General features: G+C 63.6%; 26 protein-coding genes. 9 read left to right on the top strand and 17 right to left on the bottom strand.

Annotated elements, in window-relative coordinates; translation table 11 throughout:
• Window positions 1-163 precede the first annotated feature (163 nt).
• On the top strand, window positions 164-412 hold the full coding sequence (locus ACR42D_RS01170; protein ID WP_484565045.1) for a hypothetical protein: 249 nt from the start codon (window positions 164-166) through the stop codon (window positions 410-412).
• Here ACR42D_RS01170 and ACR42D_RS01165 read toward each other — a convergent pair whose 3' ends face one another.
• Window positions 413-1,072, bottom strand: a complete 660-nt coding sequence (locus ACR42D_RS01165; protein ID WP_484565044.1) for a Crp/Fnr family transcriptional regulator — start codon at window positions 1,070-1,072, stop codon at window positions 413-415.
• Between the two features lie 137 nt (window positions 1,073-1,209).
• Here ACR42D_RS01165 and ACR42D_RS01160 point away from each other — a divergent pair, with 137 nt between their 5' ends.
• From ACR42D_RS01160 to ACR42D_RS01150, 3 genes are all read left to right on the top strand, one after another.
• Complete coding sequence (locus ACR42D_RS01160; protein WP_484565043.1) at window positions 1,210-2,001, top strand: substrate-binding periplasmic protein; 792 nt, start codon at window positions 1,210-1,212, stop codon at window positions 1,999-2,001.
• A gap of 3 nt (window positions 2,002-2,004) precedes the next feature.
• Window positions 2,005-2,625: a class I SAM-dependent methyltransferase gene (locus tag ACR42D_RS01155; protein ID WP_484565042.1), complete on the top strand. Its 621-nt coding sequence runs from the start codon at window positions 2,005-2,007 to the stop codon at window positions 2,623-2,625.
• A 201-nt stretch (window positions 2,626-2,826) separates the two neighbouring features.
• Window positions 2,827-3,552 carry a TerC family protein gene (locus ACR42D_RS01150; RefSeq protein WP_484565041.1) on the top strand — a complete coding sequence of 242 codons (726 nt, stop codon included), beginning with the start codon at window positions 2,827-2,829 and terminating at the stop codon, window positions 3,550-3,552.
• Window positions 3,553-4,531: 979 nt separating this feature from the next.
• Here ACR42D_RS01150 and hisG read toward each other — a convergent pair.
• The 3 genes from hisG to ACR42D_RS01135 form a co-directional block, all read right to left on the bottom strand.
• On the bottom strand, window positions 4,532-5,410 hold the full coding sequence (gene hisG / locus ACR42D_RS01145) for an ATP phosphoribosyltransferase (RefSeq protein WP_484565040.1): 879 nt from the start codon (window positions 5,408-5,410) through the stop codon (window positions 4,532-4,534).
• Window positions 5,407-5,784, bottom strand: a complete 378-nt coding sequence (gene hisI / locus ACR42D_RS01140; protein ID WP_484565039.1) for a phosphoribosyl-AMP cyclohydrolase — start codon at window positions 5,782-5,784, stop codon at window positions 5,407-5,409. Before hisI ends, hisG begins: the two co-directional genes overlap by 4 nt.
• A 112-nt stretch (window positions 5,785-5,896) precedes the next feature.
• The gene (locus ACR42D_RS01135; RefSeq protein WP_484565038.1) at window positions 5,897-6,934 is read right to left on the bottom strand and encodes a PrsW family glutamic-type intramembrane protease; all 1,038 of its coding nucleotides are present in this window, start codon (window positions 6,932-6,934) and stop codon (window positions 5,897-5,899) included.
• 130 nt (window positions 6,935-7,064) lie between these two features.
• On the opposite strand from ACR42D_RS01135, the gene ACR42D_RS01130 reads away from it, so the two are divergent.
• On the top strand, window positions 7,065-8,228 hold the full coding sequence (locus tag ACR42D_RS01130) for a DegT/DnrJ/EryC1/StrS family aminotransferase (protein ID WP_484565037.1): 1,164 nt from the start codon (window positions 7,065-7,067) through the stop codon (window positions 8,226-8,228).
• A gap of 63 nt (window positions 8,229-8,291) precedes the next feature.
• Here the strand turns inward: ACR42D_RS01130 and ACR42D_RS01125 are convergent, their stop codons facing one another.
• The 3 genes from ACR42D_RS01125 to ACR42D_RS01115 all read right to left on the bottom strand — a co-directional run bounded on the left by ACR42D_RS01125 (window position 8,292) and on the right by ACR42D_RS01115 (window position 10,423).
• The gene (locus tag ACR42D_RS01125) at window positions 8,292-8,738 is read right to left on the bottom strand and encodes a VOC family protein (RefSeq protein WP_484565036.1); all 447 of its coding nucleotides are present in this window, start codon (window positions 8,736-8,738) and stop codon (window positions 8,292-8,294) included.
• A 132-nt stretch (window positions 8,739-8,870) separates the two neighbouring features.
• A complete protein-coding gene (locus ACR42D_RS01120; protein WP_484565035.1) occupies window positions 8,871-10,058 on the bottom strand; it encodes a sensor domain-containing diguanylate cyclase in 1,188 nt (395 codons plus the stop codon).
• 149 nt (window positions 10,059-10,207) lie between these two features.
• Entirely contained in the window at window positions 10,208-10,423 is a 216-nt protein-coding gene (locus ACR42D_RS01115; RefSeq protein WP_484565034.1) for a hypothetical protein, read from the bottom strand.
• A gap of 256 nt (window positions 10,424-10,679) precedes the next feature.
• On the opposite strand from ACR42D_RS01115, the gene ACR42D_RS01110 reads away from it, so the two are divergent.
• Window positions 10,680-11,366: a response regulator gene (locus ACR42D_RS01110; protein ID WP_484565033.1), complete on the top strand. Its 687-nt coding sequence runs from the start codon at window positions 10,680-10,682 to the stop codon at window positions 11,364-11,366.
• A gap of 943 nt (window positions 11,367-12,309) precedes the next feature.
• On the opposite strand, the gene ACR42D_RS01105 is transcribed toward ACR42D_RS01110, so the two are convergent.
• The 10 genes from ACR42D_RS01105 to ACR42D_RS01060 form a co-directional block, all read right to left on the bottom strand.
• Entirely contained in the window at window positions 12,310-12,942 is a 633-nt protein-coding gene (locus ACR42D_RS01105) for a redox-sensing transcriptional repressor Rex (protein ID WP_071545634.1), read from the bottom strand.
• 115 nt (window positions 12,943-13,057) lie between these two features.
• On the bottom strand, window positions 13,058-13,366 hold the full coding sequence (locus ACR42D_RS01100; RefSeq protein WP_484565032.1) for an ATP synthase F0 subunit C: 309 nt from the start codon (window positions 13,364-13,366) through the stop codon (window positions 13,058-13,060).
• Between the two features lie 71 nt (window positions 13,367-13,437).
• A complete protein-coding gene (atpB, locus tag ACR42D_RS01095; RefSeq protein ID WP_484565031.1) occupies window positions 13,438-14,160 on the bottom strand; it encodes a F0F1 ATP synthase subunit A in 723 nt (240 codons plus the stop codon).
• A 28-nt stretch (window positions 14,161-14,188) separates the two neighbouring features.
• Window positions 14,189-14,590 carry an ATP synthase subunit I gene (locus tag ACR42D_RS01090; RefSeq protein WP_484565030.1) on the bottom strand — a complete coding sequence of 134 codons (402 nt, stop codon included), beginning with the start codon at window positions 14,588-14,590 and terminating at the stop codon, window positions 14,189-14,191.
• Complete coding sequence (locus tag ACR42D_RS01085) at window positions 14,574-14,876, bottom strand: AtpZ/AtpI family protein (protein WP_319583697.1); 303 nt, start codon at window positions 14,874-14,876, stop codon at window positions 14,574-14,576. Before ACR42D_RS01085 ends, ACR42D_RS01090 begins: the two co-directional genes overlap by 17 nt.
• 315 nt (window positions 14,877-15,191) lie before the next feature.
• Window positions 15,192-16,421 (bottom strand): DUF3426 domain-containing protein, encoded by a 1,230-nt coding sequence (locus tag ACR42D_RS01080; protein WP_484565029.1) that lies wholly within the window; start codon window positions 16,419-16,421, stop codon window positions 15,192-15,194.
• A 33-nt stretch (window positions 16,422-16,454) separates the two neighbouring features.
• Window positions 16,455-16,985, bottom strand: a complete 531-nt coding sequence (gene hpt, locus ACR42D_RS01075) for a hypoxanthine phosphoribosyltransferase (RefSeq protein ID WP_484565028.1) — start codon at window positions 16,983-16,985, stop codon at window positions 16,455-16,457.
• A 14-nt stretch (window positions 16,986-16,999) separates the two neighbouring features.
• The gene (locus ACR42D_RS01070; RefSeq protein ID WP_484565027.1) at window positions 17,000-17,458 is read right to left on the bottom strand and encodes an N-acetyltransferase; all 459 of its coding nucleotides are present in this window, start codon (window positions 17,456-17,458) and stop codon (window positions 17,000-17,002) included.
• Between the two features lie 6 nt (window positions 17,459-17,464).
• Complete coding sequence (locus ACR42D_RS01065; RefSeq protein ID WP_484565026.1) at window positions 17,465-17,995, bottom strand: TlpA family protein disulfide reductase; 531 nt, start codon at window positions 17,993-17,995, stop codon at window positions 17,465-17,467.
• A gap of 474 nt (window positions 17,996-18,469) precedes the next feature.
• Entirely contained in the window at window positions 18,470-20,881 is a 2,412-nt protein-coding gene (locus tag ACR42D_RS01060; protein WP_484565025.1) for a homocysteine S-methyltransferase family protein, read from the bottom strand.
• Between the two features lie 296 nt (window positions 20,882-21,177).
• Here ACR42D_RS01060 and ACR42D_RS01055 point away from each other — a divergent pair, with 296 nt between their 5' ends.
• From ACR42D_RS01055 to ACR42D_RS01045, 3 genes are read left to right on the top strand one after another with little or no spacing between them, the layout of a single operon-like run.
• Window positions 21,178-22,272 carry a sigma-70 family RNA polymerase sigma factor gene (locus ACR42D_RS01055; protein WP_484565024.1) on the top strand — a complete coding sequence of 365 codons (1,095 nt, stop codon included), beginning with the start codon at window positions 21,178-21,180 and terminating at the stop codon, window positions 22,270-22,272.
• Window positions 22,273-22,301: 29 nt separating this feature from the next.
• Window positions 22,302-24,056 (top strand): tetratricopeptide repeat protein, encoded by a 1,755-nt coding sequence (locus ACR42D_RS01050; protein ID WP_484565023.1) that lies wholly within the window; start codon window positions 22,302-22,304, stop codon window positions 24,054-24,056.
• Complete coding sequence (locus ACR42D_RS01045; protein ID WP_484565022.1) at window positions 24,053-24,928, top strand: hypothetical protein; 876 nt, start codon at window positions 24,053-24,055, stop codon at window positions 24,926-24,928. The genes ACR42D_RS01050 and ACR42D_RS01045 overlap by 4 nt, the downstream gene beginning before the upstream one ends.
• Window positions 24,929-24,938 lie beyond the last annotated feature (10 nt).

Raw genomic sequence — 24,938 nt, 5'->3', positions numbered from 1 at the left:
CGCGTACCCCGGACCGCTGCCGGGCGGGCGAAACAAATTTGATGAAATCGGCGAGTTCCAAGGTGACACATTGTTCCAAGTGTCTTAGGCTGGCGGTAATTCTATCGGCAGAGGATCACCAACGAACGGATATCACCTTGCAACTCGTATCGAGGAGAAAGAAATGGCGAACCACCATGACATCAAAGAGGCTCTGGAGTTCATCCGGAAAGGATATACCGACGGCGACGATTCCTTCAGCTTCACGGTCGCCGACATTGTGGGCGAGCTCGGCATCACGGAGAGACAGGCCCGGGACGTTCTCCGGGCGATCAACACCCGCGCCCGCTTCTGGCGGGGGGATTTTCCGGCGAACAGCGACCTGGTGGTCAGCGGGCCGGTCTATGAGCGGATAAACAACTGGTTCGACTGATTACTTCAAATCATCCCCGGCCGCCCGGGCCAGAGCGTCCAGGTCGGGGATGAAATAGATCCCGCGCCCGCGTTTGAACATCAACCCCGCGCGCTCCATGTCGTTGAGCAGAGTGGACACGGTCTGGCGGCTGGCCCCCATGAGCTGGGAGAGTTGCTCGATGGTCAGGTTCAGCTGGAGCAGCCGCCCGCCGTCCTCGGGCGTGCCCGAGCTTCGCGCCTCGCTCAGGATGTAATCCATGAGCCGGTTGTAGATGTCCTTGAAGGCCAGGCCGCCGATGATGGAAAAGGAGTTGCGCAGGATGTGGCCCAGGACCCGGACCATGGTCCGGGTGAAGAGCGGGATTTCGGCCATGCAGCGCTTGACCGAGCGCACGTCCGTGAGCAGGAGCTCGGCGTCTTCCAGGGCCTGGATGTAGCACCCGGAGTGGGTGGAATAGGGGTCGCCGGGGTTGAGAATGGCCAGGGTGAACTCCTTGTCCTCGTAAGCCAGGTAGACCCGCACCCTCCCCTTGGCCACCACGAAGACCAGGTCCTCGTCCCCGTCCGGGCGGAACACGACCTCGCCCTTGGCCACGGACCGCTTGCGGAAGACCGCGCGCAGGTCCGCCATTTCCCGCCGTTCCAGTTCATCGAGCAGATTGACCCCGGTGAATTTCATTCCTCCCCCCTGTTCTGCCCCTGGTAACATGCTTGCCGGAAGGCCGTCCAATGGGCACCGGCCTTGTTCCGATCCGACACCGGACAAAGGGGTGACTTGCCTGTTCGGGGATGCTATCAATCTTGCCCATGATACCCTTGCGGATAATACCCGGCGTCCTGCTCGCCGTCCTCTTCGCCGCGCGGCTGGTCCTGGCCGCGCCGGGCGCGTCCCCCGCTTCCGTCGCGACCGGCGACGACTGGGACGAGCCGCCCGTCTGCGTCTTCGGCATGCCCGAGTCCGGCCATGCGGTGCGCGACGACGACACCGGGTATGTCACCGAAGTGCTCCGGGCCGCGCTGGCCCCGGCCGGGTACGACCTGGTGCACAAGGACATGCCCTACCGGCGCGCCCGGGGTGAACTGGCCAAGGGACGCATCCTGTGCAGCCTGACCACCAAGGGCGGCGGCGACCAGGCGGCCCCGGCCCGGTCCGTTGTCGCCGCCTGCGACCTGTCCGTGGCCTTTATCGCGGCCGACGGCTTCTCCGGGATCAAGGACCTGACGAACCAGAAGGTCGCCTACCTGTACGGCTTCGATTTCCAGCAACTGCTGCCCGTGCCCATCCGGCCGCAGCCCACCTATGACCGGACCTCGGCGATCCACATGCTCGACCGGGGGCACGCCCGGTACGTCATCGGCGAGGAGACCCTGCTCAGGGAAGCCGTCCGGGAGACCGGCCTGCCCCCGACCGAATTCGGCTTCGCCCGGTTCATGAGCATGGACGTGATCCCGGTCTTCGCCCCCACCGCCGAGGGGTTCCGCCTGCGCGACATCTTCGACAGGCGCATGACCGAGATGGCCGCGTCCGGCGAACTGGCCGCCATCTTCAGGAAATACGGGCTGCCCGAGGACCGCATCCTCCACATCCTCAAGGCCGACACGCCCTGATCCATGGACGAATACGGCCGCATCGCCCCCCTATACGATCCGCTTGTGGGCCGCCCTCTGCGCCCCATCCACCGGGCCATGGCCGAACACCTGGCCCGGACCGGAGCGACCGTCATGGACCTGTGCTGCGGCACCGGCCTGCTCGCCGGACAGATGTTGGAGCGCGGCCTGGCCGTGACCGGGGCTGACCTGTCACCGCACATGCTCGCCGTGGCCCGCGCCAAGCGGCCCGGCGCGAAATACATCCTGGCCGACGCCTCGGCCCTGCCCCTGCCCGACGCGAGCTTCGACGGCGCGGCCATCAGCTTCGCCCTGCACGAAAAACCGCTTGAGACCGCCCGCGCCATCCTGGCCGAGGCGCGCCGCGTGGTCCGGCCGGGCGGCCTTGTGCTCATCGCCGACTACCTGCCGCCTGGGCCGGGCCAGTCCTGGTTCACGGGCCGGGCCATCCGCCTGGTGGAACGGCTGGCCGGGCGCGACCACCACGCCCGCTTCCTGGAGTACATGGCGAGCGGCGGCGCGCTCCCGCTCCTGGAACAAGCCGGACTGTCCGCGCACCTGGAGCGCACCTTCATGGACGGCTGGGTTGGCCTGTACGCTGCCAAGGCGGCCCCGGCCGATTGATTTCACGCCCGGCATTCTTCATAGTGTCACCATTGAAAAGAGACGCGCCGAAGGCGCAAGAAAGGGATGCAAGGGTGCGAGCCCTTGCCCGCCGGAGGCGAAATCACCAGTCAAACGCCGCGAAGCGGCCTTCAACTCCAGATTTTCCTCCTAAAAAAACCAGGCAAATAAAGCTACTGCAACCCCGACCGAGGGAGCGTCATGTTCGAAGGATTGTGGACCCTGGAAAATTGCATCGCCCTGATCACCCTGGCCGGGCTCGAAATCGTGCTCGGCATCGACAACATCGTCTTCGTGGTGGTGGTCACCAACAAGCTGCCCCAGGCCTCGCGCGACACGGCCCGGCGGCTGGGCATCGGCCTGGCCATGATCACCCGCATCGCGCTGCTGCTGGCCATCTCGGCGATCATGGGGCTGACCGCCCCGCTGTTCTCCGTGTTCGGCCATGTGGTCTCGGGCCGCGACGTGGTCCTGCTGGCCGGCGGGCTGTTCCTGCTGGCCAAGGCCACCCACGAGATCCACGACAAGCTGGAAGGCCCGCCTCCGGGCGAGGGCGCGGCCCGGGCCGTGCATTCCTATGCCGGGGCCATCGTCCAGATCGTACTCCTGGACATGGTCTTTTCGCTGGATTCGGTCATCACCGCCGTGGGCATGGCCCAGCACCTGACGGTCATGATCGCGGCCATCGTCATTGCCGTGGGGGTGATGCTGCTGTTCGCCGGGCCGGTCTCCACGTTCGTGTCCGCCCACCCCACGGTGCAGATGCTCGCCTTCTCCTTCCTCCTGCTGGTCGGCATATTCCTCATGGCCGAGGGGCTGCACAAGCACATCGACCGAGGCTACATCTACTTCGCCATGGCCTTCTCCCTGTTCGTGGAGTTCATGAATCTCAAGGTCAGGAAGCGGGGGAAGGCGGCCGCTTCCTGAACTTAGGCGAAATTGGGGGAGGACGTGACTGTGGCGAGGCCCGCCCGCTCCAAGACGCGCCTGCGGCGCGAGAGCCGCTGTGCGGGGCTGCGCCCCTGCACTTGCTCCATGCCCTCCCGGCGGGGTCCATTTTTTTGCTGGCCCAAAAAAATAGACGAAAAAAAGGGCCTTGGAGTGTTGGGCGGCCGCCCGGAGATCGGGGGATAAGAAGCTGATCGATTCGGGTCGGCTCCCGATTCAAGGCTCGCTGCGCTCGCTCTGAATCGAAGAGCCGCCGACCCTCATCGTCACCTTCTAATCCCCCGATCAAGGGCTCGTTTGGGTGAAGGGAAGAGGTGCGGCGGGAAGCGGTTGGGCGTGCCTTGACGCGAGGCGGGGGAGAGCCGCTGTCGGACGCGGGCGTCCGAGGCGCTCCACGGCAGCTTCAATGAGTTGCTGCCGGGCCTTACGCCGTGCCAAGCGCATAAGCCCAATAGGTCCATACGGAGGCCAGCAATCGGAAGCGAACCCTAGAGCCCGTCTCCGGCGGCGAAGCGTCGGCCGGATCGCGTCTGCGCGGCAGACATCGATCCGGCCAGCGAAAGCCGCCTACGGGCTCTTGGGTCCGCTTCCGCGCGCTCGCACCACAGCGCAGTTTTTGCTTCCTTTTTTTTGCGCCAGCAAAAAAGGAAGTCGCCGTAAAGGCGAAAAACAATATAAGGGAAACAGCCAATATTCCCAACGCGGATGCGCGGACAATCCCCCGCGTACATTCCCTCCCCCGTGACCCGCCATATCAAGGCTTGGCAGAGTGGGTCGAATGTGCATTTTCCGGGAGGGGATTCGACCGCAGTGTACCCCACGTACATGAGGATCAAATCTCCTCCCGGAAAATGTGCAGGCGGCCCGCTATCCCAAGCCGCCACTCCGGCGCACGGCGCAAAAAAAGACGCGGCCCGCAAGGGACCGCGTCTTGTTTTTGCAACGTCGCGCCGGACGCTTATATGACCTTGTTGAGCGGATACTCGATGATGCCCTCGGCGCCGAAGCCGACCAGCCGGGGGATCAGTTCGCGGACGATCTTTTCCTCGACCATGACCTCCACGGACAGCCAGTTGGGGTCCTGGAGCTCGGCCACTGTCGGGGAGTTGAGGGACGGGAGCGTACCGTTGAGTTCGGCCAGCTTGTCCTTGGGCAGGTTCATCTTGAGCCCGACCATCTTGCCGGCGCGCAGGGCGCCCTGCAGGAGCATGTTGATCTCCTCGATGAGCTGGCGCTTCTTGGGGTCGGCCCAGGCGTCCTTGTTGGCGATGATCTGGGTGTTGGTCTGCATCAGCTCGGCGATGATCCGCAACCCGTTGGCCTTGATGGTGGTGCCGGTCTCGGTGATCTCGACGATGCCGTCGCACAGCCCCTCGACCACCTTGGCCTCGGTGGTGCCCCAGGAGAAGGACACGTCCACGTTGATGCCCTGGGACTCGAAGTATTCCTTGGTGAAGCCCATGAGCTCGGTGGAGATCTTCTTGCCGTCCAGGTCCTCGGGCCGCTTGTACGGGGAATCGCCGCGCACGCACAGCACCCAGCGGGCCTTGCGGTTGCTGACCTTCGAGTAGATCAGGTCGTCGACAACGACCACGTCGGACTTGTTCTCGCGGATCCAGTCCATGCCGGTCAGGCCGACGTCGAACGTGCCGTTCTCCACATACATGGACATCTCCTGGGCGCGGGCCAGGGAGCACTTGATGCGGTCGTCGTCGATATCCGGGAAGTAGTTGCGCTCGTGCAGCTTGATCTTCCATCCGGCCTTTTCAAACAGCTTTATGGTCGCGTCCTGGAGGGAGCCTTTGGGAACGCCGAGTCGAAGGAATTGTTCACTCATTTCTTATATACCTCTTTGGGATCGAAGACGAGGGGCGAGCATTCGCCGACCACGCCTTCCTTGAGTTCGCGGTAGAAGCAGGAGCGGTAGCCCTTGTGGCAGGCCGCACCGCCGATCTGTTCGATCAGAAGTACCAAGGTGTCGTCGTCGCAGTCAATGCGGATGGACTTCACCTTCTGCGTATGGCCCGAGGTACCGCCCTTATGCCATAGCTCCTGACGGCTGCGGCTCCAGTAATGGGCCTCGCCGGTCTCCAACGTCTTATCCCATGAAGCTTCGTTCATGTAGGCCATCATCAGGACCTCGCCGGTGTCGGCGTCCTGGGCGATGGCGGGCACAAGTCCGTTCATCTTTTCGAAATCTGGTCTGATCACTTGCGGTACCTCGTATCAGATGTGTTTCATCGGCCCGGGATTGGGCCGGGGCAGGCTATATAGCCAATGCAGTGTCAAAGCGCAACCTGCGCGCCCGGGCGTAACCCGATCGTCATCGACCGTTCCGCTCGCGGAGGAGCCTGGCCGTGAGCTTGCCCATGCCGCGCGCGGCGAACCCGATGCCGTAGACGAAGAAGATCACGGCCACGGCCAGGGATATGCGCGACAGCGGATCGCCCGGGGTGCCCATGTGGGCCGCGCCGGCCAGGGCGCAGAACACGCCCATGAGGCACAGGGCGGAAAAGAGCAGGTCCATGGGCGCGGTCTCGTCCCTGTACGCCTTGATCCACCGCCTGACCCGGCTGCGCCGAGCGGCCGGGTCCAGGTTGCGCACCCGGTTGGGCAGGACCCGGCTGAAGCCGAAGCTCGGCCCGGCCTGTTCGCGCTGGATGGCCTTCATGGACCGGGTCAGCACGGCCACGTACTGGACCAGGACGAAGAGGACCGCGCCGAACAGGATGTTCAGCCCCAAAGACACGGAGGCCGGGATGGCCACGCCCATGGCCTGGGCGCTACGGAAGGTCAGGGGCGTGAAGTCGTACAGCCCGTGGAACAGGATGGACAGCAGCAGCGCCTTGGCGTAGAGCCCGCTGCGCTCGCCGCGCGAGAAGGCCGCCAGCCCCACGTGGTAGCCCATGACCGCGCCGACCAGGGCGTGGCACGGCACGGCCAGGAAGGCCCGGCCCACGGCCACGTTCACGCCGCCGTCCAGGACGTAGAGCAGGTTCTCGGCCGTGGCGAAGCCGAGCGACACGGTCACGCCGTAGACGATACCGTCCATGGGCTCGTCAAAGGCCGGGTGATTGACACAGTAGCGCCGCAGCACGATGAGCTTGAGCGCCTCCTCGGGCAGGGCCGCCAGGAAAAAGGCGTGGGCCGCGCCGACCAGGTAGGGGTTGTCCCGGGGCACGCCCGAGGCCACCAGGGACAGGAAGGGGAACAGCAGATAGATGCCCAGGACGATGAGCGCCCCCAGGAGGAAGGACGAGATCAGGGCCCCGGCCGGTTCCGGATATTTGTCGCTCGATACGAACAGCCAGAGCAGCACGACGGACGGCACCACGGCCATGAGGAAGAGCAGAAAATCCACGGGGGCCTCTTGTAAGGTTTGAACGCGACCCGTATTGGATACCGGCGTCGGGCCATGCGGTCAACGTTTACCCCCCGGCCGGAATCTGCTAAACCTCGCCACACGCAACCCATACAAGGAGAATACGGACATGCCCGTTCGTTCCAAGGATAATTTTCTGGTTTTCGGCTCCCCCCTCATCGGCCAGGAGGAGATAGACGAGGTGGTCGCCTCCATGAAGACCGGCTGGCTCGGCACCGGCCCCAAGGTGGCCCGGTTCGAGAAGGATTTTTCCGCCTATGTGGGGGCCTCCCACGCCGCGGCCTGCAACTCGTGCACGGCCGCCCTGCACCTCTCCCTGGTGGCCCTGGGGCTTGAGCCCGGCGACGAGGTCATCACCACGCCGCTGACCTTCTGCGCCTCGGTCAACGCCATCATCCACGCCGGGGGCACCCCCGTGCTGGCCGACGTGGACCCGGTCACCCAGAACATCGACCCGGACTGCATCCGCGAGAAGATCACTCCGCGCACCAAGGCCATCCTGCCCGTGCACTTCGCGGGCCGGTCCTGCGACATGGACCCGATCATGGCCATCGCGAACGAGCACGGCCTCAAGGTGGTGGAGGACTGCGCCCACGCCATCGAGACCACCTACAAGGGACGGCACGCGGGCACCTTCGGCGACTTCGGCTGCTTCTCGTTCTACGTGACCAAGAACGTGTGCACCGGCGAGGGCGGCATGGTCGTCGCCCGCGACGAGGCGGACATCCAGGACATCAAGGTGCTCGGCCTGCACGGCATGTCGGCCGATGCCTGGAAACGATTTTCGGACGAGGGATACAAGCACTACCAGGTGGTCCACGCCGGATTCAAATACAACATGATGGACATCCAGGCGGCCATCGGCATCCACCAGCTGAAGCGGGTGGAGGAGAATTTCAAGCGCCGCTGCGAGATCTGGGACATGTACCAGGAGGCGTTCCGCGCCCTGCCGGTGGGCACCCCGGCCCCGGAAGAGTCGGACACCCGCCACGCCCGGCACCTGTACACCCTGATGATCGACCCGGTGGCCTGCGGCATCGACCGCGACCAGTTCCTGGTTCGGCTGACCAAGGAGAACATCGGCGCGGGCGTCCACTACCTGGCCGTGCCCGAGCACCCCTACTACCAGGAACGGTTCGGCTGGAAACTGCCGGACACCCCGCACGCCGTGGCCCTGGGCCGAGAGACCCTGAGCCTGCCGCTGTCCGCCAAGCTGACAGACGACGACGTGGCCGACGTCATCGAGGCCGTGAACATCTGCCTGGGGGCCTAGCGCCGCAACGCTCGGAAGACCGAATGCCGGCCGTCCGGAGAGAGCCCCGCTTGTCGGCCGCGCCTAGTCCGTCTGCTCGTCCCTCAAAAAGGGGGTGTGGGCAACGGCGAGCAGGATGCCTTCCGGACTGAGGAAGCGCGTGACGGTCTGCCCCCAGGGCTCTTTCCGCAAGCGTGTCAGGAGTTCATACCCGTTCGCTTCCAGGATTTCCGTCGCGGATTCGATATCAACGACATCAATCTCGAGCCACGCCTGCGGCACGGGCAGGTTCTCCGGCCATTCGGGCTTGCCGAAGCAGGAGAGCGCCGCCTTGTCCAACGGCCACAGCGCAAAGTGCTTCACTCCCTGGATGTCCGCCGAATATAGATAGCCCGCATACCCTTCGATTGAGGCCAGCGGCAGGCGCAGGATATCCTTAAAAAGCCGTTCACTCTTCTCCTGGTCGGTCACAATGGGTCCGAACCCGGCGACAAACAATACGTTGATTCCATCCGGCATGGTATGCGGCATATGTATCTCTCAGTGTGTTAAGGGAAGTTCTTCTTCTGCCGAGCAGGAACAACCTGCGCCGTTATTGAAGGCAGGCATCTTTTCCCGCTCCAGTCCGTGGCGGACGCACGCGGGGACGGCGACGGCCGATCGCTACTCGGCCCCGGCCAGCTGGTTCCTGCCGCCCGCCTTGGCGGCGGACAGGTACTGGTCGGCGCGGGCGATCATGGATGTGGCGCTGTCGGTATCCGTGTTGTCGGCCAGCCCCAAGGAGATGGTGACCTTGAGGTCGTGGTGGAACTCGTCCCAAGGGTATTCCTCAACGGCGAGGCGGATGTTCTCGCAGGCGATGGCCGCCTTGTCGCGGGCGGTGTTGGTGAACAGGACCACGAACTCCTCGCCCCCGTAGCGGGCGACCACGTCGCTCTTGCGGGTGTGCCGGGAGATGATCTCGGCCACCTTTTCCAGAATCATGTCCCCGACCTCGCGGGTGAAGGTCTCGTTCAGGGCCCGGAAATGGTCCAGGTCGGCCATCACCACGGACAGGGACTGCTCATAGCGCTTGGCGCTCTCGAAGAACTGCCTGGCCTGCTCGTCGAAATGGCGGCGGTTGTACAGGTTGGTCAGGGGGTCGAGCACGGACAGTTCATCCAGCTCGAAGCGGCAGCGGGACAATTCCTGGCTCATGGCGTTGTAGGCCTCGGCCAGTTCTCCCAGGTCCTCGTCCGCGGGCACCTCGATGCAGGCGCCATCCTTGTCTCCATTGCACAGGGTGCGCACGGAACGGATCACGTCCATTGCCGGGGCGGACTGCCGCCAGCCCAGGACCAGCGCCAGGAGCGCGGTGAGCACGGCCGCGCACACCCCGCCGATGAGCATGCCCGCGTCGGCCATGGTCAGGAAGGCCGTGTCCTCGGCCTCCATCCGCGCCACTCCCGTATGCGCGGCTAGGGCCACCACCTTGCCGTCCACGGTCACGGGCACGGCCTGCGCCAGGATTTCGCCGTCCACGATTTCACCGGCCTTGTAGCCGCCCGCCGGGAACAGGACCGCCCCGTTCCGGTCCATGACCAGGAAGCGGAACGGCTGCCCCTGCCACCGCCGGGTGGCTTCGGCCGGGGCCGCGAAGGTGCTGAACGGGGCCATGTGCATGGCCCGGTCCAGGCTGCCGTACCGGGCCACGTAATCCTCCATGTTCGCGCGGAACAGCGCGAATTCGTGTTGCGTCACATAGTCCCTGAAATCACTGCGAATGATGTCCCGCGCGATGAATACGGCCGTCAGGCAGCTGATCAGGCCGATGACGACATAGCTCGCGGTCAGCTTTGATTGCATATGCATGAGTGGGTCCTCTGGTTCAGGATATCGTACAGACTATTTCACAATACGGACTTTTGCCCAAGTACGCGCCGGAGTCAATTATTACCCTGTGCACGGCAAAAAAAAGCCCGGATAACCGGGCTGTTCAAACTGATTTCGCGGAGCGGCGGCTAGCAGTCGTGAAAATCCTTGTTGATGTAGAAGCAGAGGTCGAAGAGATTCTGGACCATTTCGTCGACCATGCCCTCGCGGCTCGCGGTGTCCGAATCCACGCTCACGGTCCTGTTCACGATCTTGGAGAAGAGCATGCCGATGAGCTGGTCGTCGTACAGGGTCCAGTACTTGCTGCCCGAGGGAAACTTCTTGTCGAATCCGTGGTAATACATGCGGCGTGCTCCGATGATGCTTTATGGTTCCGGTCGATGCCTACTTATCGGCCGCGCGGGCGATCCGCTTTATGCCCGGACGAGACATTTTTGGCGCATGATTTCAATTGATTGGATATGCGGCCGATCCAATGCGCCTAGCTGTTTCCAAATCGATGCCGCAGGGATGCCAAGTTGCGAAATTGTTGCCCATATGTAACACTGATTGTTACAGACATGGGGTATAGCAGTCCCATCACACCGAAAGGAGCCAACAGTGTCAGCCCAGAAAATCCTGGTGGTCGAAGACCACAGAGACACGCGTGAACTGCTGAAATACAACCTCACCGCCGCCGGGTTCGACGTGGCCGCTGCCGAGGACGGCCAGCTCGGCCTCAACCTGGCCCATGCCTTCAAGCCGGACATCATCCTGCTCGACCTGATGATGCCCGGTACCGACGGCCTGGAGGTCTGCCGCCAGCTCAAGGGCGACCCGGGCACGGCCCGCATACCGGTCATCATGCTCACGGCCAAGGGTGAAGAGGTGGACAAGATCGTGGGCCTGGAACTCGGGGCGGACGACTACGTGGTCAAACCCTTTTCCCCGCGCGAGTTGGTCCTGCGCATCAAGGCGATCCTGCGCCGCTACGGCGCGCCCGAGCCCAACGCTCCCAAGCTGTGGGAGCGCGAGGGGCTGCGCATCGACTTCGAGGCGCACCAGATCACCATCGACGGCGAGGAGACCGCGCTCACGGCCACGGAGTTCAAGCTCCTGACCGTGCTCGTGTCCGGAGCGGGCAAGGTCCAGACCCGCGACAATCTGCTCGACACGGTCTGGGACACCCACTTCGAGGGCTACTCCCGCACCGTGGACACCCATGTCCGCCGCCTGCGCCAGAAACTCGGCCCCTACGCCCCGTGGATCGAGACCATCCGAGGGGTGGGGTACCGCTTCAAGTCCTAGCCCGGCACCCTACGCCAACGGCAAAACCCCGGCGAGCTTTGCGCTTGCCGGGGCTTTTTTGTTGGCGACGGGCAGCCAAGGCTTGGTTTGAAGCTCGCTGGAAGAGGAAGTAGCTCGGGAGATTGGCCGCGCGTTCGCGTCCGGGATTGTAGCTGTTGACCTTACATTGTATTTCGCCTTTACGGCGACTTCCTTTTTTGCTGGCGCAGAAAAAAGGAAGCAAAAACTGCGCTGTGGTGCGAGCGCGCGGAAGCGGACCCTAGAGCCCGTAGGCGGCTTTCGCTGGCCGGATCGATGTCTGCTGCGCAGGCGCGATTCGGCCGACGCTTCGCCACCGGAGACGGGCTCTAGATTCCACTTCCGATTGCTGGCCTACGTTTGGATGGATTGGCCTGCCGCGATGAGCTCGGCATGAAGCCCGGCAGCAACGCATTGAAGCTTCCATGGAGCGCTTCGGACGCCCGCGTCCGACTGCGGCTCTGCCCCGTCTCGCGCCGAGGCACGCCCAACTGCTCGCCGCCGCACCTCTTCCCTTCACCCAAACGAGCCCTTGATCGGGGGATTAGAAGGTGACGATAAGGGTCGGCGGCTCTTCGATTCAGAGCGAGCGCAGCGAGCCTTGAATCGGGAGCCGACACGAATCGGTCAGCTTCTTATCGCCCAATCTCCGGGCGGCCGCCCCACACGCCAAGGCCCTTTTTTTCTTCTATTTTTTTGGGCCAGCAAAAAAATGGACCCCGCCGGGAGGGCATGGAAGCTGTGGAGGCGCAGCCTCCGCACTGGCTCTCGCGTGCCGCAGGCACGCTCTTACGCCTTACGCAATGTAATGAGGTCCGCCTCACCACCGGCGCCGGAAGCACCCTACAACATACCAAGCACCAAGTGCGCGCCAAGGGCGCGCTCTCCAAAAGGGGTGCGGGGGCCGACCCCCGCGATCCCGAACCTAGTCGTTGCCGAGGGTTATCTGGAACGCGATGGAATAGAGGTGGTCGAAAAAGTCCACATACTCCACCGGGATGTGCTTGGGCACATTGATCCTCGACGGGGCGAAGTTGATGATGCCCCGGATGTTGGCCTCCACCAGGTGGTTGGCCGCGCGCTGGGCGCGATCCGGGGGCGTGGCGATGATGCCGATCTCAAGGTTGAGTTCGGGGGCCTGCTCCTTGAGGTGCGTGGGGCAGACGATCTCCATGCCCTCGAACTCGAGCCCGATCTTGTCCGGGTCGCAGTCAAAGGCCGCGCAGATCTTGAACCCGCGCTTTTCGAAATCGTGATGCCTGAGCAGCGCGCTGCCCATGTTGCCCACGCCGATCAGGGCGCACTTCCACTGCCGGTCGATGCCCAGGGACTGCTTGATGGAGGTGATCAGCTCCTGGACGTAGTACCCCACGCCGCGCACGCCGAATTCACCAAAATAAGCAAGATCCTTTCGGATCTGGGACGAATTGACCGAGCAGGCGCGGGCCAGACGTTCCGAGGAGATGACCTCGTTGCCGTCCCGCAACAGATTTTCGAGGACCTGGATATAGACGGCAAGCCGTCCGATGGTCGCTTTGGGGATGTGTTCGCTTTTCATATCTTGTTGCTCTTTCCGGTCAAGATGGGCCTAGCCATGTGAAATTCTTAACATGAAAGAGGCTGAAAAAGGGAGGCCGAAGCCTCCCCTTCAAAAGCTTTTCGTAAACCTGAAACTAGACGACGAAGAGCAGGATCAGGTTGACGACCAGGGCGTAAATGGCCAGGGACTCGATGAAGGCCAGGCCCAGGATCAGGGTGGTGGACAGCTGACCACCGGCTTCGGGGTTGCGGGCGATGCCTTCACAGGCGCCCTTCACGCCCATGCCCTGGCCGATACCGCACAGGCCGGCGGCGATGCCCATGCCGATGGCGGTGGCGTAGGCCTTGGCGGCCATGACGGGGTCGGCGCCTTCGGAAGCGAAAGCAACGGAAGCAACCAGAACCATAGCCAGGGTGGTGAACAGAATCTTAGCGATTTTCATGTAATCCTCCAAAATGGATCGTAATATTGTTTTGGTCCAAGGACCATTTCCCCAAATTAAGCGGTCTTCTTCTAGTGAGCGTGCTCGATGGCGCCCTGCAGGTACAGCATGGTCAGCATGAAGAAGATGAATGCCTGGATGGTCTTCGCCAGGATGAACAGGAAGTACATCGGCAGGGAGCCGAGGATCGGCGCCAGGAAGAACATCAGGATCAGGACGATTTCCTCGCCGCGGATGTTGCCGAAGAGACGAAGCGTCAGGCTGAGCGGGCGGGCGAGGTGAGAGATGGGCTCGAGGATGAGCATCAGCGGAGCCAGGAAACCGACCGGGCCCATGAAGTGCTTGATGTACCCGAAGCCCCATTTCTTGATACCCACGAACTGGTAGAAACAGAAAACGATGATGGCCATGGCCGCCGGCGTGTTGATATTCGCGGTGGGCGCGTCGCAGCCGGGCACCAGGCCGATCCAGTTCATCCCGAGGATGAACAGGAAAATGGTGATGAGGAGCGGCATGAACTGGCGGCCTTCCTCGCCCAGGTTGGCGACGACGAAGTCTTCCAGCCCACCGATGATGGTTTCGAACACGTTCTGCATTCCGCCGGGAACCAGCTGCAGGCGGCTGCGGACCATCAGGCCCAGACCGAGGATGATGGCCATGACCAGCCACATGTAGAGAACGTGGTTGATGCTGTCCACGCCCAGGGCCTGTTCAACGTGTGCGCCCCAGTGACCGATGCCTTTCAGCATGTCCATGTACAAGAGAGGATGCGGCAATCCGCCTGCGAAACCCATATCGAAGCCTCCTTAAAAAGCAGCTCGGCTATTTCTTCCCCAACTGACTCAGGCCCGTTGCCGTGATGTTGACCACCACGGTTCCCAAACCTGTTATCAACCCCCAGTGGGGAACCCGTTCGACTCCGATCAACCACCAAAGGGCCAGCCCGCTCAGAGTCATTTTTCCCATGAATATGACAAACAGTAGATATGGTCCCCTCTTCTGGTCGTACACCAACGACTGGGTCACGCGGGCAAGCGTCCAGAAGTTGACTAGGGCGATAACCGCCCCCGCCAGATAGGCCAGGGACCACCGGGAAAACAGTGTTACCAGCATGATCACTAGAGAGGTCCCCAGCGACACATAGATCTGATTGCGGACAACGATGCGTACGTCCGGTTTGGTGAAGCCGCTTTTAACGAGCAGCCGCTCAAGCCTTTGGTTCATCCTGCCCAGCACTCTCTTCTCCGTCCTGTTTCAAAGAACTTGCTTTTCTTGCCTCTTCACGCCTCTGGAGACGTCGGAAATCCTCGAAAATCATCTTGAACCCGGCGATAATCCCCAGAAAGAAGAAGATCATGAGCAGCCAGGGCTTGGTCCCGAAATAGTCGTCCAGGAAATACCCGATGGTCAGGCCGACGACGGTGGCCGAGACGATGTGCAGTCCCATCGTTCCGGCGGTGCCACCCAGCTGGGTGATCTGTACCACTCGATCGTCTTTTGAAAAGAGCATGTTCGCACCTCGCGAAGATTGTTTTCCACGCACGCCCGCGGCTGTCAAACACCCTGTATCGGCATTTCGTGCAATCCTTCACAAGTGGAGGAGGAGTAGCACACGCCGTCAATTCCCGTCAACGTATTTTTCCGAAACCGCGGGACTTTTCCGCGTTTTTCACAAAGACCGTAAACCCTTTGGTTCCGCTACGTTACCCCCCATTCCAGGGGGAAATGTGAAAAAAATCCCGATTTTTGTTCCGAGCCGGTAAAAAAGCGGGTGGACGCCGTCGTCCACCCGCTCGTTTTTCCGTTTTTCGGCCCCTCGGCCTCCCTACTTCGGGTCGCCCACGTCCACCACCTTGACCATGAACTCCTTGACCCCTTCGGGCGGCGAGAAGAACACGGCCATGAACGGCGTGGACGCACCGGGCCGGATGAAGGTGTTGTTGGACAATATGCCCACGTCCGAGGCCAGGCCGTCCGTGATCTCCTTTTCGGTCTGCACCTGGAGCTGGAACTGGGAGAGCACGTTGCCGCACAGGAAGGACTGGGAAGTCAGGACGTTGTTGGCCGCGTCGTAGAGGATAACCTCGACCTTGATCCGCTCCTTGGGCTTGGAGAACTTGTTGACCGCCTTGCCCTCGACCACGAACAGGTTGCCCACCTTCTCGTTGGCCACGTAGTACTGCTTGACGTTCTTGAGCTCGATCTTGCGCACGCGCTCGGCCGGAGATTCGCCCGGGGCCGCGGCCTCGTCACCGCCGGTCTTTTCCATGAACATCTGGCCCACAAAGGGCACGTTCTTGAGCATGTCGGCCAGGTCCACGCCCGCATAGGTCCAGACCCGGAAATAGATGGCCGCGCCGATGCCCACCGCCAGGACGAGCAGGACGATCAGGCAGCCCAGGGACTTGCGCCCGCCGGACTCCGGCTCCCCGTCGAGCTCCAGGCTGCCGCCCAGCCCGCTCACGGGCTCGTCGGCGCCGGGCTCTTCGTCCTCGTCCTCGCCCTCGTCCGCGTCGAACAGGGCCTGGGAGTCGTCGGTCTCCGCCTCATCCTCGTCCGCGAAAAGATCGCCGTCGTCCTCGTGGCCCTCGTCGGCGAACAGGTCGCCGGATTCCTCGCCCTCGCCGGACTCGTCGGCGAACAGGTCCTCGGACTCGTCCTCGCCGCCCATGTCGGCGAACAGGTCGTCCTCGTCCTCACCGGGCTCCCCGGCTTCGGGCTCCTCGTCCGTGTCGTCGAACAGGTCGTCCGCGTCGGCCATCTCCTCAACGACCTCGTCGGCCGGGTCGGGGGCCGGGGCTTGCGCCTTTTCGGCTACGTCGGCGGCCTCTGCGGCACCGGCGGCCACGTCGTCGAAGGTCTCGTCGAACCGATCGCCCGCGTCTCCCCCCTCGTCCTCGAGCAGGGCCTCGAACTCGTCTTCGGGAGACGCCGTGGGCACCTCGACCTTGAAGACGTGCGCGCACTTGGAGCACTTGACCTTGGCCCCGGTGGCCGGGACTTTCTCATCGGGCAGGTTGTAGCTGGTCTCGCAATTCGGGCAGGTGACGATCATGGCAAGATCTCCAGAAAATCCGGTTAATTGGCTCTAAGACTCGTTGGACAGCTCGAAAATTCCGCCCAATTCCCTGTACCGCTCGTCATAGTCCAGGCCATAGCCGACGATGAACCCGTCGCTCAGCTTGAAACCGGCGAAATCGACGGTCACGGCTTTTTCCCGTCGCTCATGCTTATCAATAAGCGCACAAATTTTCAAACTCTTTGGATTTCTGCGCCTGAGCACGTGGAGCAGGAAGTCCATGGAGTGGCCGGTGTCCACGATATCCTCGATGACCAGGACGTCCTTGCCCTCGATGGAGATCTCCAGGTCCTTGGAAAAGACGATGTCCTCGGACCGGGACGTGGCCGAGCCGTAGCTGGCCAGCCGGACGAAATCGATCTCGATCTCGCGGTCGATCTGGCGGATGATGTCCCCGAAGAAGAGGAACGCGCCCTTGAGCACGCAGATGCAGACCAGGGGCGTTTCGCCGGAGTAGGACGCGGAAATTTCGCGGCCGAGTTCCGCGTTGCGCTTCGCGATCTGCTCCGCGGTGATGAACGGTGTGAGTTTATGTGCCATTGCGCTGTGGGTGTTTACAGGTTGATGATCATGGCCACTTCGTTGCAGTGGTCCGGGAACCTCGGGCAGTTGAGGCAGTCCAGGAATATCTTCTGGTTCAGGTTGTCCATTTCCTCAGGCACGAAGCCCACCTTCTCGAAGAAGCCGGGGACCTCGGTCAGGGTGTAGACCTTGTAGATGCCGAGCGTGACCGCCTCGGACAGGCAGGCCTCGACCAGCTTGCGGCCGAGATTCTTGCCCCGGTGGGTCGAGGTGACCACCAGCGAGCGGATTTCGGCCAGGTTGTCCCAGATGATGTTCAGGGCGCAACAGCCGATGACCGTGCCCTCGTCGTCCGTGACCACCAGAAAGTCGCGCAGATGCGAATACAGCTGGCTGAACGACCGGGGAAGGACCAGGCCGTCATGCTGGTCGGTGAGCATGAGCAGCCCGTGGATGGCCTTGACGTCCTCTATGCGTGCCTTGCGGATCATGTAATTCTACTGATTCAGTTTGTCGGCCATGGCTCCGAGCATGGAACCGGGGAAGACCCCGGCCTGGGAGAATATCTTTTTGCCGGTCTTGTCGAAGATGACCAGGGTGGGGATGGCCTCCACCTGGAACTCGCGGGCCAGGTCCTGGCTGCCCCAGTAGACGGGCACGTCCATGGGGTGCTTGCCCAGGTAGCGCTTCAGCGCGCCCTGGCTCTCGTCCACGGACAGGGCCACGAGGTTGACCTGGCCGCCCTTGTCCTGTTGCAGCGTCTCCAGCTCGGGAATCTGCTGCTTGCAGGAGGGGCACCAGGTGGCCCAGAAGAAGAGCATGGTGGGCTTGCCCGCGTTGGCCTTGAGGTACTGGCCGAGCTCGGCCACCCCCATGAAGGGATAGGAGCCGTTGTTGGAGGCGACCGCCGCGTGGGAGGGGGCCATGGATGCCCCGCCGGTCTTGGCGTCGTCGCCGGATTCGCCCGAGCAGGCAGTCAGGGCCAGGAGCCCCAGGGCCAGGACTATGATGAACCACGTTTTTTTCATGAAGCACCTCGGGAGTGGATTTGCGCCACTCTACCAGAGTTGATTACCAAATTGAAGCAAGGCCCTCTCTCAAAACATTGACGGCCCTTCAGGTCAAGCAACTTTCTCGGGGGGCGGCTTCCGATAGCGGGCCATCCGCACATTTTTTCCGGCCGCGCCAATCCTCACGTAGACGGCTACGCTGCGGTTGCCGCGGCCGGAAGAAAATGCACGGCTGACCCACTCTCGAAAGCCTTGTGCTAGCGCGGAGAGCCGCTGTCGGGTGCTGCGCACCCGAATCGCTCCATGTGGGGGGAGAGGTCGGCGGGGCCTTCGACCAATACCGATCAAGGCCCCGAACGGCACGAACCGCCCCGCGAAGCGGCACCAAAAAGTTTAGGAAGGGAGAGGGGATGGGGGTTCGGGGGAAGGGGAGAGGGAAAGCCCTTTTCAAAGGGTTTCCCTCTCCCCTTCCCCCGGCCGCCGGAGGCACGCTTACTGCGTCAACCTTTGCGCCAGCTTGACGGCGGCGACGGCGTCGGTGGACCAGCCGTGGGCGCCGATGGCGTTGCAGAACTTTTCGGTGACAACGGCCCCGCCGATGATGACCTTTGCGCGCAGATTGCGTTCGGCCACGAGTTTGACCGTGTCTTCCATGCGCACCATGGTGGTGGTCATGAGCGCGGACAGGCCGATGATGGCGGCGTCGTGTTCGGCGGCCGCGTCCACGATCTTGGCGGCGGGCACGTCCTTGCCCAGGTCCACGACCTCGAAGCCGTAGTTCTTGAGCATCAGGCAGACGATGTTCTTGCCGATGTCGTGGATGTCGCCCTCCACCGTGGCCATGACGACCACCGGCCTGGCGCCTGCGCCGCCGTCCTCTTCGAGCAGCGGCTTGAGGCGCTGGAAGGCGGTCTGCATGGTCTCTGCCGATTGCAGGAGCTGGGGCAGGAAGTATTCCTTGGTCTCGTACTTGTCGCCGACCACGAGGATGCCGGGGATGAGCAGGTCGTTGACGATGTCCATGGCGGACTTGCCGTTGTCCAGCTCGGCCTCGACCAGCCCGACCACGTTGTCCTTGTCGCCCTTGACCACGGCCGCCTGGACCGGCGGCATGGCGGCGGTTCCGGACGGTGCGGCCTGGGTGGACGCGGCCTGGACCCCGCCCCCGCCGACCCAGCCGGAGAACTTGTCGATGTAGCGAGCGGCCTGCGGGTCGCGGCCGAGCAGGACCTCGGCGGCGTGCAGGGACTCCTGGATGCGCGCGGAGTTGGGGTTGGAAATGAACGAGCACAGCCCCGCGCCCATGGACAGGGCCAGGAAGGTGGAGTTGAGCAGCTCGCGCGCCGGAAGCCCGAAGGAGATGTTGGACAGGCCGATGGTCGTGGGCAAGCCCCACTCGTCGCGGCAGTAGCGCATGACCTCCATGGAATGGCGGGCCGCCTCGGGCTTGGACGAGACGGTCAGGGCCAGGGCGTCGACCATGATCAGACGGCGCGGGATGCCGAGCGCGTCGGCCTGGGCCAGGAGGCCCTCGATGACCTTGATCCGCTCGGCCGCGGTCACGGGCAGCTTGTTGCCCACGATGGGCAGGAGGATGAACGGCGCGCCGAAGAGCTTGCACAGGGGGCCGAGCCGCTCCATCTTGCCCGGTTCTCCTGAGATGGAGTTGACCAGCGGCGAGCCCGGATAGGCCCATAGTCCGGCCTCCACGGCCGCCGGGTCGTTGGAGTCGATGGACAGGGGCGTGGTCACGCGGCCCAGCAGGGAGGTGATCAGCTCGGGCAGGAGCGCGACCTCGTCGACCAGAGGCGCGCCCACGTTGACGTCGAGCACCGGCGCGCCCAGCTCGACCTGCTCGGCGGCAAATCGGTGCGCCTCGGAAAAGACGGATTCCTGCAACTCGGCGGTGAGCTGCTTCTTGCCTGTGGGGTTGATGCGCTCGCCGATGATCACGCCGGGATGGTCGAAACCGACCGGCACGGACACCGAGCGCGAGGTCAGGACCAGCTGGGCGTTGTCGGTCTTTTGCGGACGCTTCCAGGCCGCGTCGCCAACCTTGTTGCGCAGGGCGCGGATGTGATCGGGCGTGGTCCCGCAGCAGCCGCCGATGAACTTGGCCCCCAGGTCCGCGAACTGGGCGGCCTGCTCGGCGAAGGGCTCGGGCTGCAGCCGGAAGGCGGTGTTGCCGTCCGCGTCCAGCTCGGGCAGCCCCGCGTTGGCCTCGGCAAAGGTCGGGGTTTCCAGGCGCGGGGCCCAGGCGCGCAGGGTGTCGCGCATCTGCTCGGGCCCGGCCGAGCAGTTGGTGCCGATGAGTTCCACGCCCATGTTCTGCATGGTGTCCACGAAAGTCTGCGGCGAAGTGCCGGTCAGGGAGGCCTCGCCCTCGAAGGTCATGGAGATGGCCACGGGCAGGTCGCAGACCATGCGCGCGGCGATGACCACGGCCTTGGCCTCGGCCAGGTCGAAATGGGTCTCGCCCAGGATCAGGTCCGCGCCGCCGGCCACGCAGCCCTCGATCTGCTCCTTGAAGATGTCCACCAGTTCGCGGAAGGTCATCTCGCCCAGCGGCTTGACGAAGTGCCCGGTGGGTCCGATGGACGCGGCCACGAAGGCGTTGTCCCCGGCCACCTCGCGGGCGATGGCGGTCATGGCCCGGTTCAGCTCGAAAGGATCGGCGTTCAGGCCGAGCTTGGGCCGCGAGCCGCCGAAGGTGTTGGTGGTCAGGATGTTCGCCCCGGCTTCGAGGTAGTCCCGGTGCACGGCGCGGATGACGTCGGGCTCCTTGAGCCCCCAGAGCTCGGGCGAGAGTCCGGCGGGCAGCCCCCTGCTCTGCAGCAGGGTGCCGTAGCCGCCGTCGAAATAATAGATCCTGTCGTCGTCGAGTATTGACCTGAAATCGGGCACTGGTATCCTCCGTCTGATCGGGCGTGCGGCCGGGCCGAACCCCGCCGGGGACGGGCGCTTGACGCACAGGCCGATGTATTCTTATATCAAGATATCTCGATATAGCGGCGACCCGACCGGAAATCAAGCTTTTTCTCGGGCCTCCCGAACCGTTGCACCCCTTGTGCAGGCACGGTTTTGCACAAGTTGCCCTTGCCTGAAAATCATTGATAAGGTCGGCCAAAATCTATAGTGTGACCTTCTTGCTCTTATATTTGTATTGAACCGGGCGCCTTTGCGCCGCATCCAACGTAGCAATGACATCTGAAAAAACGACCGCGGTGGTCGAACCGGAAATCGTCGAGGATGATCTCGAGGAGACCGACTTCAACGAAGACGACTTCGACGGAGAGGACTTCGACGCAGACGGCTTTGACGAGGACGACCTCGACGACGAGGCCACCGATATATCCCCCAACGCCCCGGCCAAGGCCGAAGGGCTGGAGAACAAGCTCCCGGCGCTGAACCTCGCCCCGTCCTCCAAGGCGGTCCGGGTCCGCGACCCGCTGCAGCTGTACCTCAAGGAAATCGCCCGGTTTCCCATGCTGGAACCGGAAGAGGAATACGCCCTGGCCAAACGGGTCCAGGAGGAGAACGACCAGGACGCCGCCTTCAAGCTGGTGTCCTCGCACCTGCGCCTGGTGGTCAAGATCGCCATGGACTTCCAGCGCCGCTGGATGCAGAACGGCCTGGACCTCATCCAGGAGGGCAACGTCGGCCTGCTCAAGGCGGTGACCAAGTTCGACCCGGAAAAAGGGATCAAGTTCTCCTATTACGCGGCCTTCTGGATCAAGGCGTACATCCTGAAGTACATCATGGACAACTGGCGCATGGTCAAGATAGGGACCACCCAGACCCAGCGCAAGTTGTTCTACAACCTGAACAAGGAGCGCCAGCGCCTCCAGACGCTGGGGTTCGACCCCTCGACCGAAGCGCTGAGCGAGCGGCTCGGGGTGTCCGAGGCCGAGATCGACGAGATGGACCAGCGGCTGTCCAAGAACGACATGTCGCTGAACACGCCGCTGGGCGAGGATTCCGACGCCACCAGGATGGACTTCCTGCCGTCGCTCTCCCCGGGCGTGGAGGAGTCCATCGCCAACGACCAGATCGTCGACCTGCTCCTGGACAACATCAGGGAGATCCGCTCCTCCCTGAACGACAAGGAAGTGGCCATCCTCGATCGCCGGCTGCTCTCCGAGGACCCCGTGACCCTGCGGGAGATCGGCGAGGAGTTCGGCGTCACCAGGGAACGCGTCCGCCAGATCGAGGCCCGACTGATGGCCAAGATCCGCGAACACCTGACGGACAAGGTCAAGGATTTCTCCAGAGACTGGGTACTGGAACACGATTAATCGGCGGCGACGCCAATCGGGACGGACGGATGAAACGATTCTCAAGGCCTGACTCACACACAGCACTGGCTGCCCTGGCGCTCCTCGCGCTCCTGGCCGTCGCCGGTTGCGCCGCCGGAACCGGCGCGGCCAAGCCCATGCCCGCGCCGACCATGACCGACTCGGCCCGGCTCGACTACGACTACCTGACCTACCAGGACCTCCTGCACCAGTTGCAGCGGCACGCCCAGGAGGGCGAGCGGTCCACCCTGACCACCCAGGAGGTCAACGACATCCACGCCCGGGCCGTGGCCGCCCTGGACCGCGTCCTGGCCCTGGCCCCCACGCCCGAGCTCTACGTGGAAAAGGCGGGCATGTTCTGGAACCACCCCGAGGGCACCAGCCGGTCCCGCGAGGCCCTCAAGGAGGGGCTGGAGATATTTCCGGACAACCGGCTGCTGACCGTGTACCTGGCCAACTCCTACGTGGCCGACAACCGCACGGACGACGCCATCGCCATCATGGACGGCTTCCTGAGCCGCCACCCCAAGGACATGGAGGCCAGGGAACGGCTGGGCCAGATGCTCATGGACGCGGGCCAGGACGCCAAGGCCCTGGACGTGCTCAAGCTGATCCCGGAGAAGCAGCGCTCGGCCGACGCCCTGTACGCCATGGGCCGGGTCCAGGGGAACCTGGGCATGCGCAAGTCGGCCATCAACAACCTGAAGAAGGCCGTGGCCATGGACCCGGAGTTCACCGAGGCCATGGTCGAACTGGCCTACCAGTACGAGCTGGCCAAGGATTACGTGGCCGCCGAGCGGATTTACGGCTCCATCCTGGAGCAGAGCGACTCCTTCCCCGAGGCGCGCCTTAGGCTGATCAACCTGAACCTCAAGCTGAACGACCCGGCCAAGGCCCTGGAGCTGGCCCTGAGCGGCCCGCCGACCAAGTCCTTCATCCTGGACGCGGTGCTCATGTTCATCAACGACGGGTTCTTCGCCCAGGGGTCCACGGTCCTGGACATGCTGACCTCCGATGGCACCGTGCCCGCCGAATACTATTTCTACAAGGCGGTCATCGCCGACGAGGGCGAGAACGACCCGGCCAAGGCCCTGACCTATCTCGACGAGGTCAAGGACACGGACCGGCTGTACCCCCACGCCCTGCGCTTCAAGGCCCAGCTGCTGGCCGTCCAGGGCAAGATGGACGAGGCCCTGGCCATGGCCGCCCGGGGCAAGAAGCTCTACCCCAACGCCTCCATCTTCTACATCCTCGAGGCCGGGCTGAAGAAGAACCAGGACGACATGGCCGGTGCCGAGGCCGCCCTCAAGGAGGGGCTGACGCGCCTGCGCAACGACCCCGAACTGACCTACGAGCTGGCCATGGTCTACGAGGTCACCGACCGCCGCGCCCTGGGGCTGGCCCTGATGGAGACCATCATCCGCTCCCACCCCGACCACGCCAACGCGCTGAACTACGTGGGCTACACCCTGGCCGAGGAGGGCCGCGAACTGGACCGCGCCCTGGTCCTGGTGACCAAGGCCTCCAAGCTCGACCCGGAGAACGGCTACATCCTCGACTCCGTGGCCTGGGTCCACTTCAAGAGGAACGAGTTGGAAAAGGCCTGGGAGTACATCCGCTACGCCGTGGACATGGTCGACAAGGACCCGACCATCTGGGAGCACTACGGCGACATCGCCGCCGCCCTGGGCAAGACCAAGGCCGCGCGCAAGGGCTATAACTACGCGCTCAAGCACCACTCGCCCGAGGCCGAGGCCGTCAGGGAGAAGTTGAAGAAATTATGAGCCGCTACGGATCGACGCTCGTTCCGGCGGCGACCGCGGCCGTCCTGATACTGGCGGTCCTCTCGGGCTGCGCCACCAGGATACCGCCCGGCCTGGAACTGGACACCCCCAGGGCGGCCTGGTCCGCCTTCCGGCAGCACTATTGCGTCCGGCCCGCGGGCAAGGGCGTCCGCGTCCGGGCCAGCCTGTACTATTCCCGGACCAAACCGACCAGGAAGACCAACCGGACCCTGATCTCCCTGTGGGGCGACTTCGACGGCCCCATGCGGCTGGACGTGTCCGCCTCCATCGGCACCCTGCTGGCCCACATCCGCGAGGACAGGTCCGGGCTGCTGGTCTTCTACCCCGAGGACCAGAAGGCGTACGCGCACAAGAATTCCGTGCTCGGGGCCACGCGCCTGGGCATGCCCTTCCCCTTTTCCTTAAGCGAGTTGGGCAACGCCCTGTCCGGCGACTTCTCCAAGCTCGCCCCCCGGCGCTACGCCGAGGCCGGGGTCGAGGGCGAGAACTACGCCTATACCTTTTCCGGCGGGCTCACCCGGCGCATCGTCCTGGACCGCTGGGGCCGCCCGGTGCGGCTGGAGGGGCTGACCTCGCGCTCGCAGGAGGCCCGGCAATGGGTCTTCACGGTCGACCGCTACGAGGACGCGCCCGAGGGGCAGGTCCCCCTGCCCGACAAGCTGACCCTGTCCCTGGACAACGGAGAGCGCGGCGTCTTGCACATAAAGTCCCGGGAGCTTATGCTGGCGGCCTGGCCCGCCAAATCCCTGGCCCTGGAACTGCCCGAAGAGATCGTCCCCATCCGGCTGGACAATGGGTACACGGATGAACAAACCGGGGAAATCCCCGTCATACACGAGGACAAGCAATGAGCGAGCATCC

Origin of the sequence: Pseudodesulfovibrio sp. lm2024 (genome assembly GCF_051175575.1) — a bacterium.
Lineage (GTDB): Bacteria > Desulfobacterota > Desulfovibrionia > Desulfovibrionales > Desulfovibrionaceae > Pseudodesulfovibrio > Pseudodesulfovibrio caledoniensis.
Note: the sequence above shows the minus strand (reverse complement) of the source record. Positions and strands in the feature narration are given on the sequence as shown.

Coding starts and splice junctions, on each gene's coding strand:
- ACR42D_RS01170 (WP_484565045.1), top strand. CDS start 164: ATGGCGAACCACCATGACATCAAAGAGGCTCTGGAGTTCATCCGGAAA.
- ACR42D_RS01165 (WP_484565044.1), bottom strand. CDS start 1,072: ATGAAATTCACCGGGGTCAATCTGCTCGATGAACTGGAACGGCGGGAA.
- ACR42D_RS01155 (WP_484565042.1), top strand. CDS start 2,005: ATGGACGAATACGGCCGCATCGCCCCCCTATACGATCCGCTTGTGGGC.
- ACR42D_RS01150 (WP_484565041.1), top strand. CDS start 2,827: ATGTTCGAAGGATTGTGGACCCTGGAAAATTGCATCGCCCTGATCACC.
- hisG (WP_484565040.1), bottom strand. CDS start 5,410: ATGAGTGAACAATTCCTTCGACTCGGCGTTCCCAAAGGCTCCCTCCAG.
- ACR42D_RS01130 (WP_484565037.1), top strand. CDS start 7,065: ATGCCCGTTCGTTCCAAGGATAATTTTCTGGTTTTCGGCTCCCCCCTC.
- ACR42D_RS01125 (WP_484565036.1), bottom strand. CDS start 8,738: ATGCCGCATACCATGCCGGATGGAATCAACGTATTGTTTGTCGCCGGG.
- ACR42D_RS01120 (WP_484565035.1), bottom strand. CDS start 10,058: ATGCATATGCAATCAAAGCTGACCGCGAGCTATGTCGTCATCGGCCTG.
- ACR42D_RS01115 (WP_484565034.1), bottom strand. CDS start 10,423: ATGTATTACCACGGATTCGACAAGAAGTTTCCCTCGGGCAGCAAGTAC.
- ACR42D_RS01105 (WP_071545634.1), bottom strand. CDS start 12,942: ATGAAAAGCGAACACATCCCCAAAGCGACCATCGGACGGCTTGCCGTC.
- ACR42D_RS01100 (WP_484565032.1), bottom strand. CDS start 13,366: ATGAAAATCGCTAAGATTCTGTTCACCACCCTGGCTATGGTTCTGGTT.
- atpB (WP_484565031.1), bottom strand. CDS start 14,160: ATGGGTTTCGCAGGCGGATTGCCGCATCCTCTCTTGTACATGGACATG.
- ACR42D_RS01090 (WP_484565030.1), bottom strand. CDS start 14,590: ATGAACCAAAGGCTTGAGCGGCTGCTCGTTAAAAGCGGCTTCACCAAA.
- ACR42D_RS01085 (WP_319583697.1), bottom strand. CDS start 14,876: ATGCTCTTTTCAAAAGACGATCGAGTGGTACAGATCACCCAGCTGGGT.
- ACR42D_RS01080 (WP_484565029.1), bottom strand. CDS start 16,421: ATGATCGTCACCTGCCCGAATTGCGAGACCAGCTACAACCTGCCCGAT.
- hpt (WP_484565028.1), bottom strand. CDS start 16,985: ATGGCACATAAACTCACACCGTTCATCACCGCGGAGCAGATCGCGAAG.
- ACR42D_RS01070 (WP_484565027.1), bottom strand. CDS start 17,458: ATGATCCGCAAGGCACGCATAGAGGACGTCAAGGCCATCCACGGGCTG.
- ACR42D_RS01065 (WP_484565026.1), bottom strand. CDS start 17,995: ATGAAAAAAACGTGGTTCATCATAGTCCTGGCCCTGGGGCTCCTGGCC.
- ACR42D_RS01055 (WP_484565024.1), top strand. CDS start 21,178: ATGACATCTGAAAAAACGACCGCGGTGGTCGAACCGGAAATCGTCGAG.
- ACR42D_RS01050 (WP_484565023.1), top strand. CDS start 22,302: ATGAAACGATTCTCAAGGCCTGACTCACACACAGCACTGGCTGCCCTG.
- ACR42D_RS01045 (WP_484565022.1), top strand. CDS start 24,053: ATGAGCCGCTACGGATCGACGCTCGTTCCGGCGGCGACCGCGGCCGTC.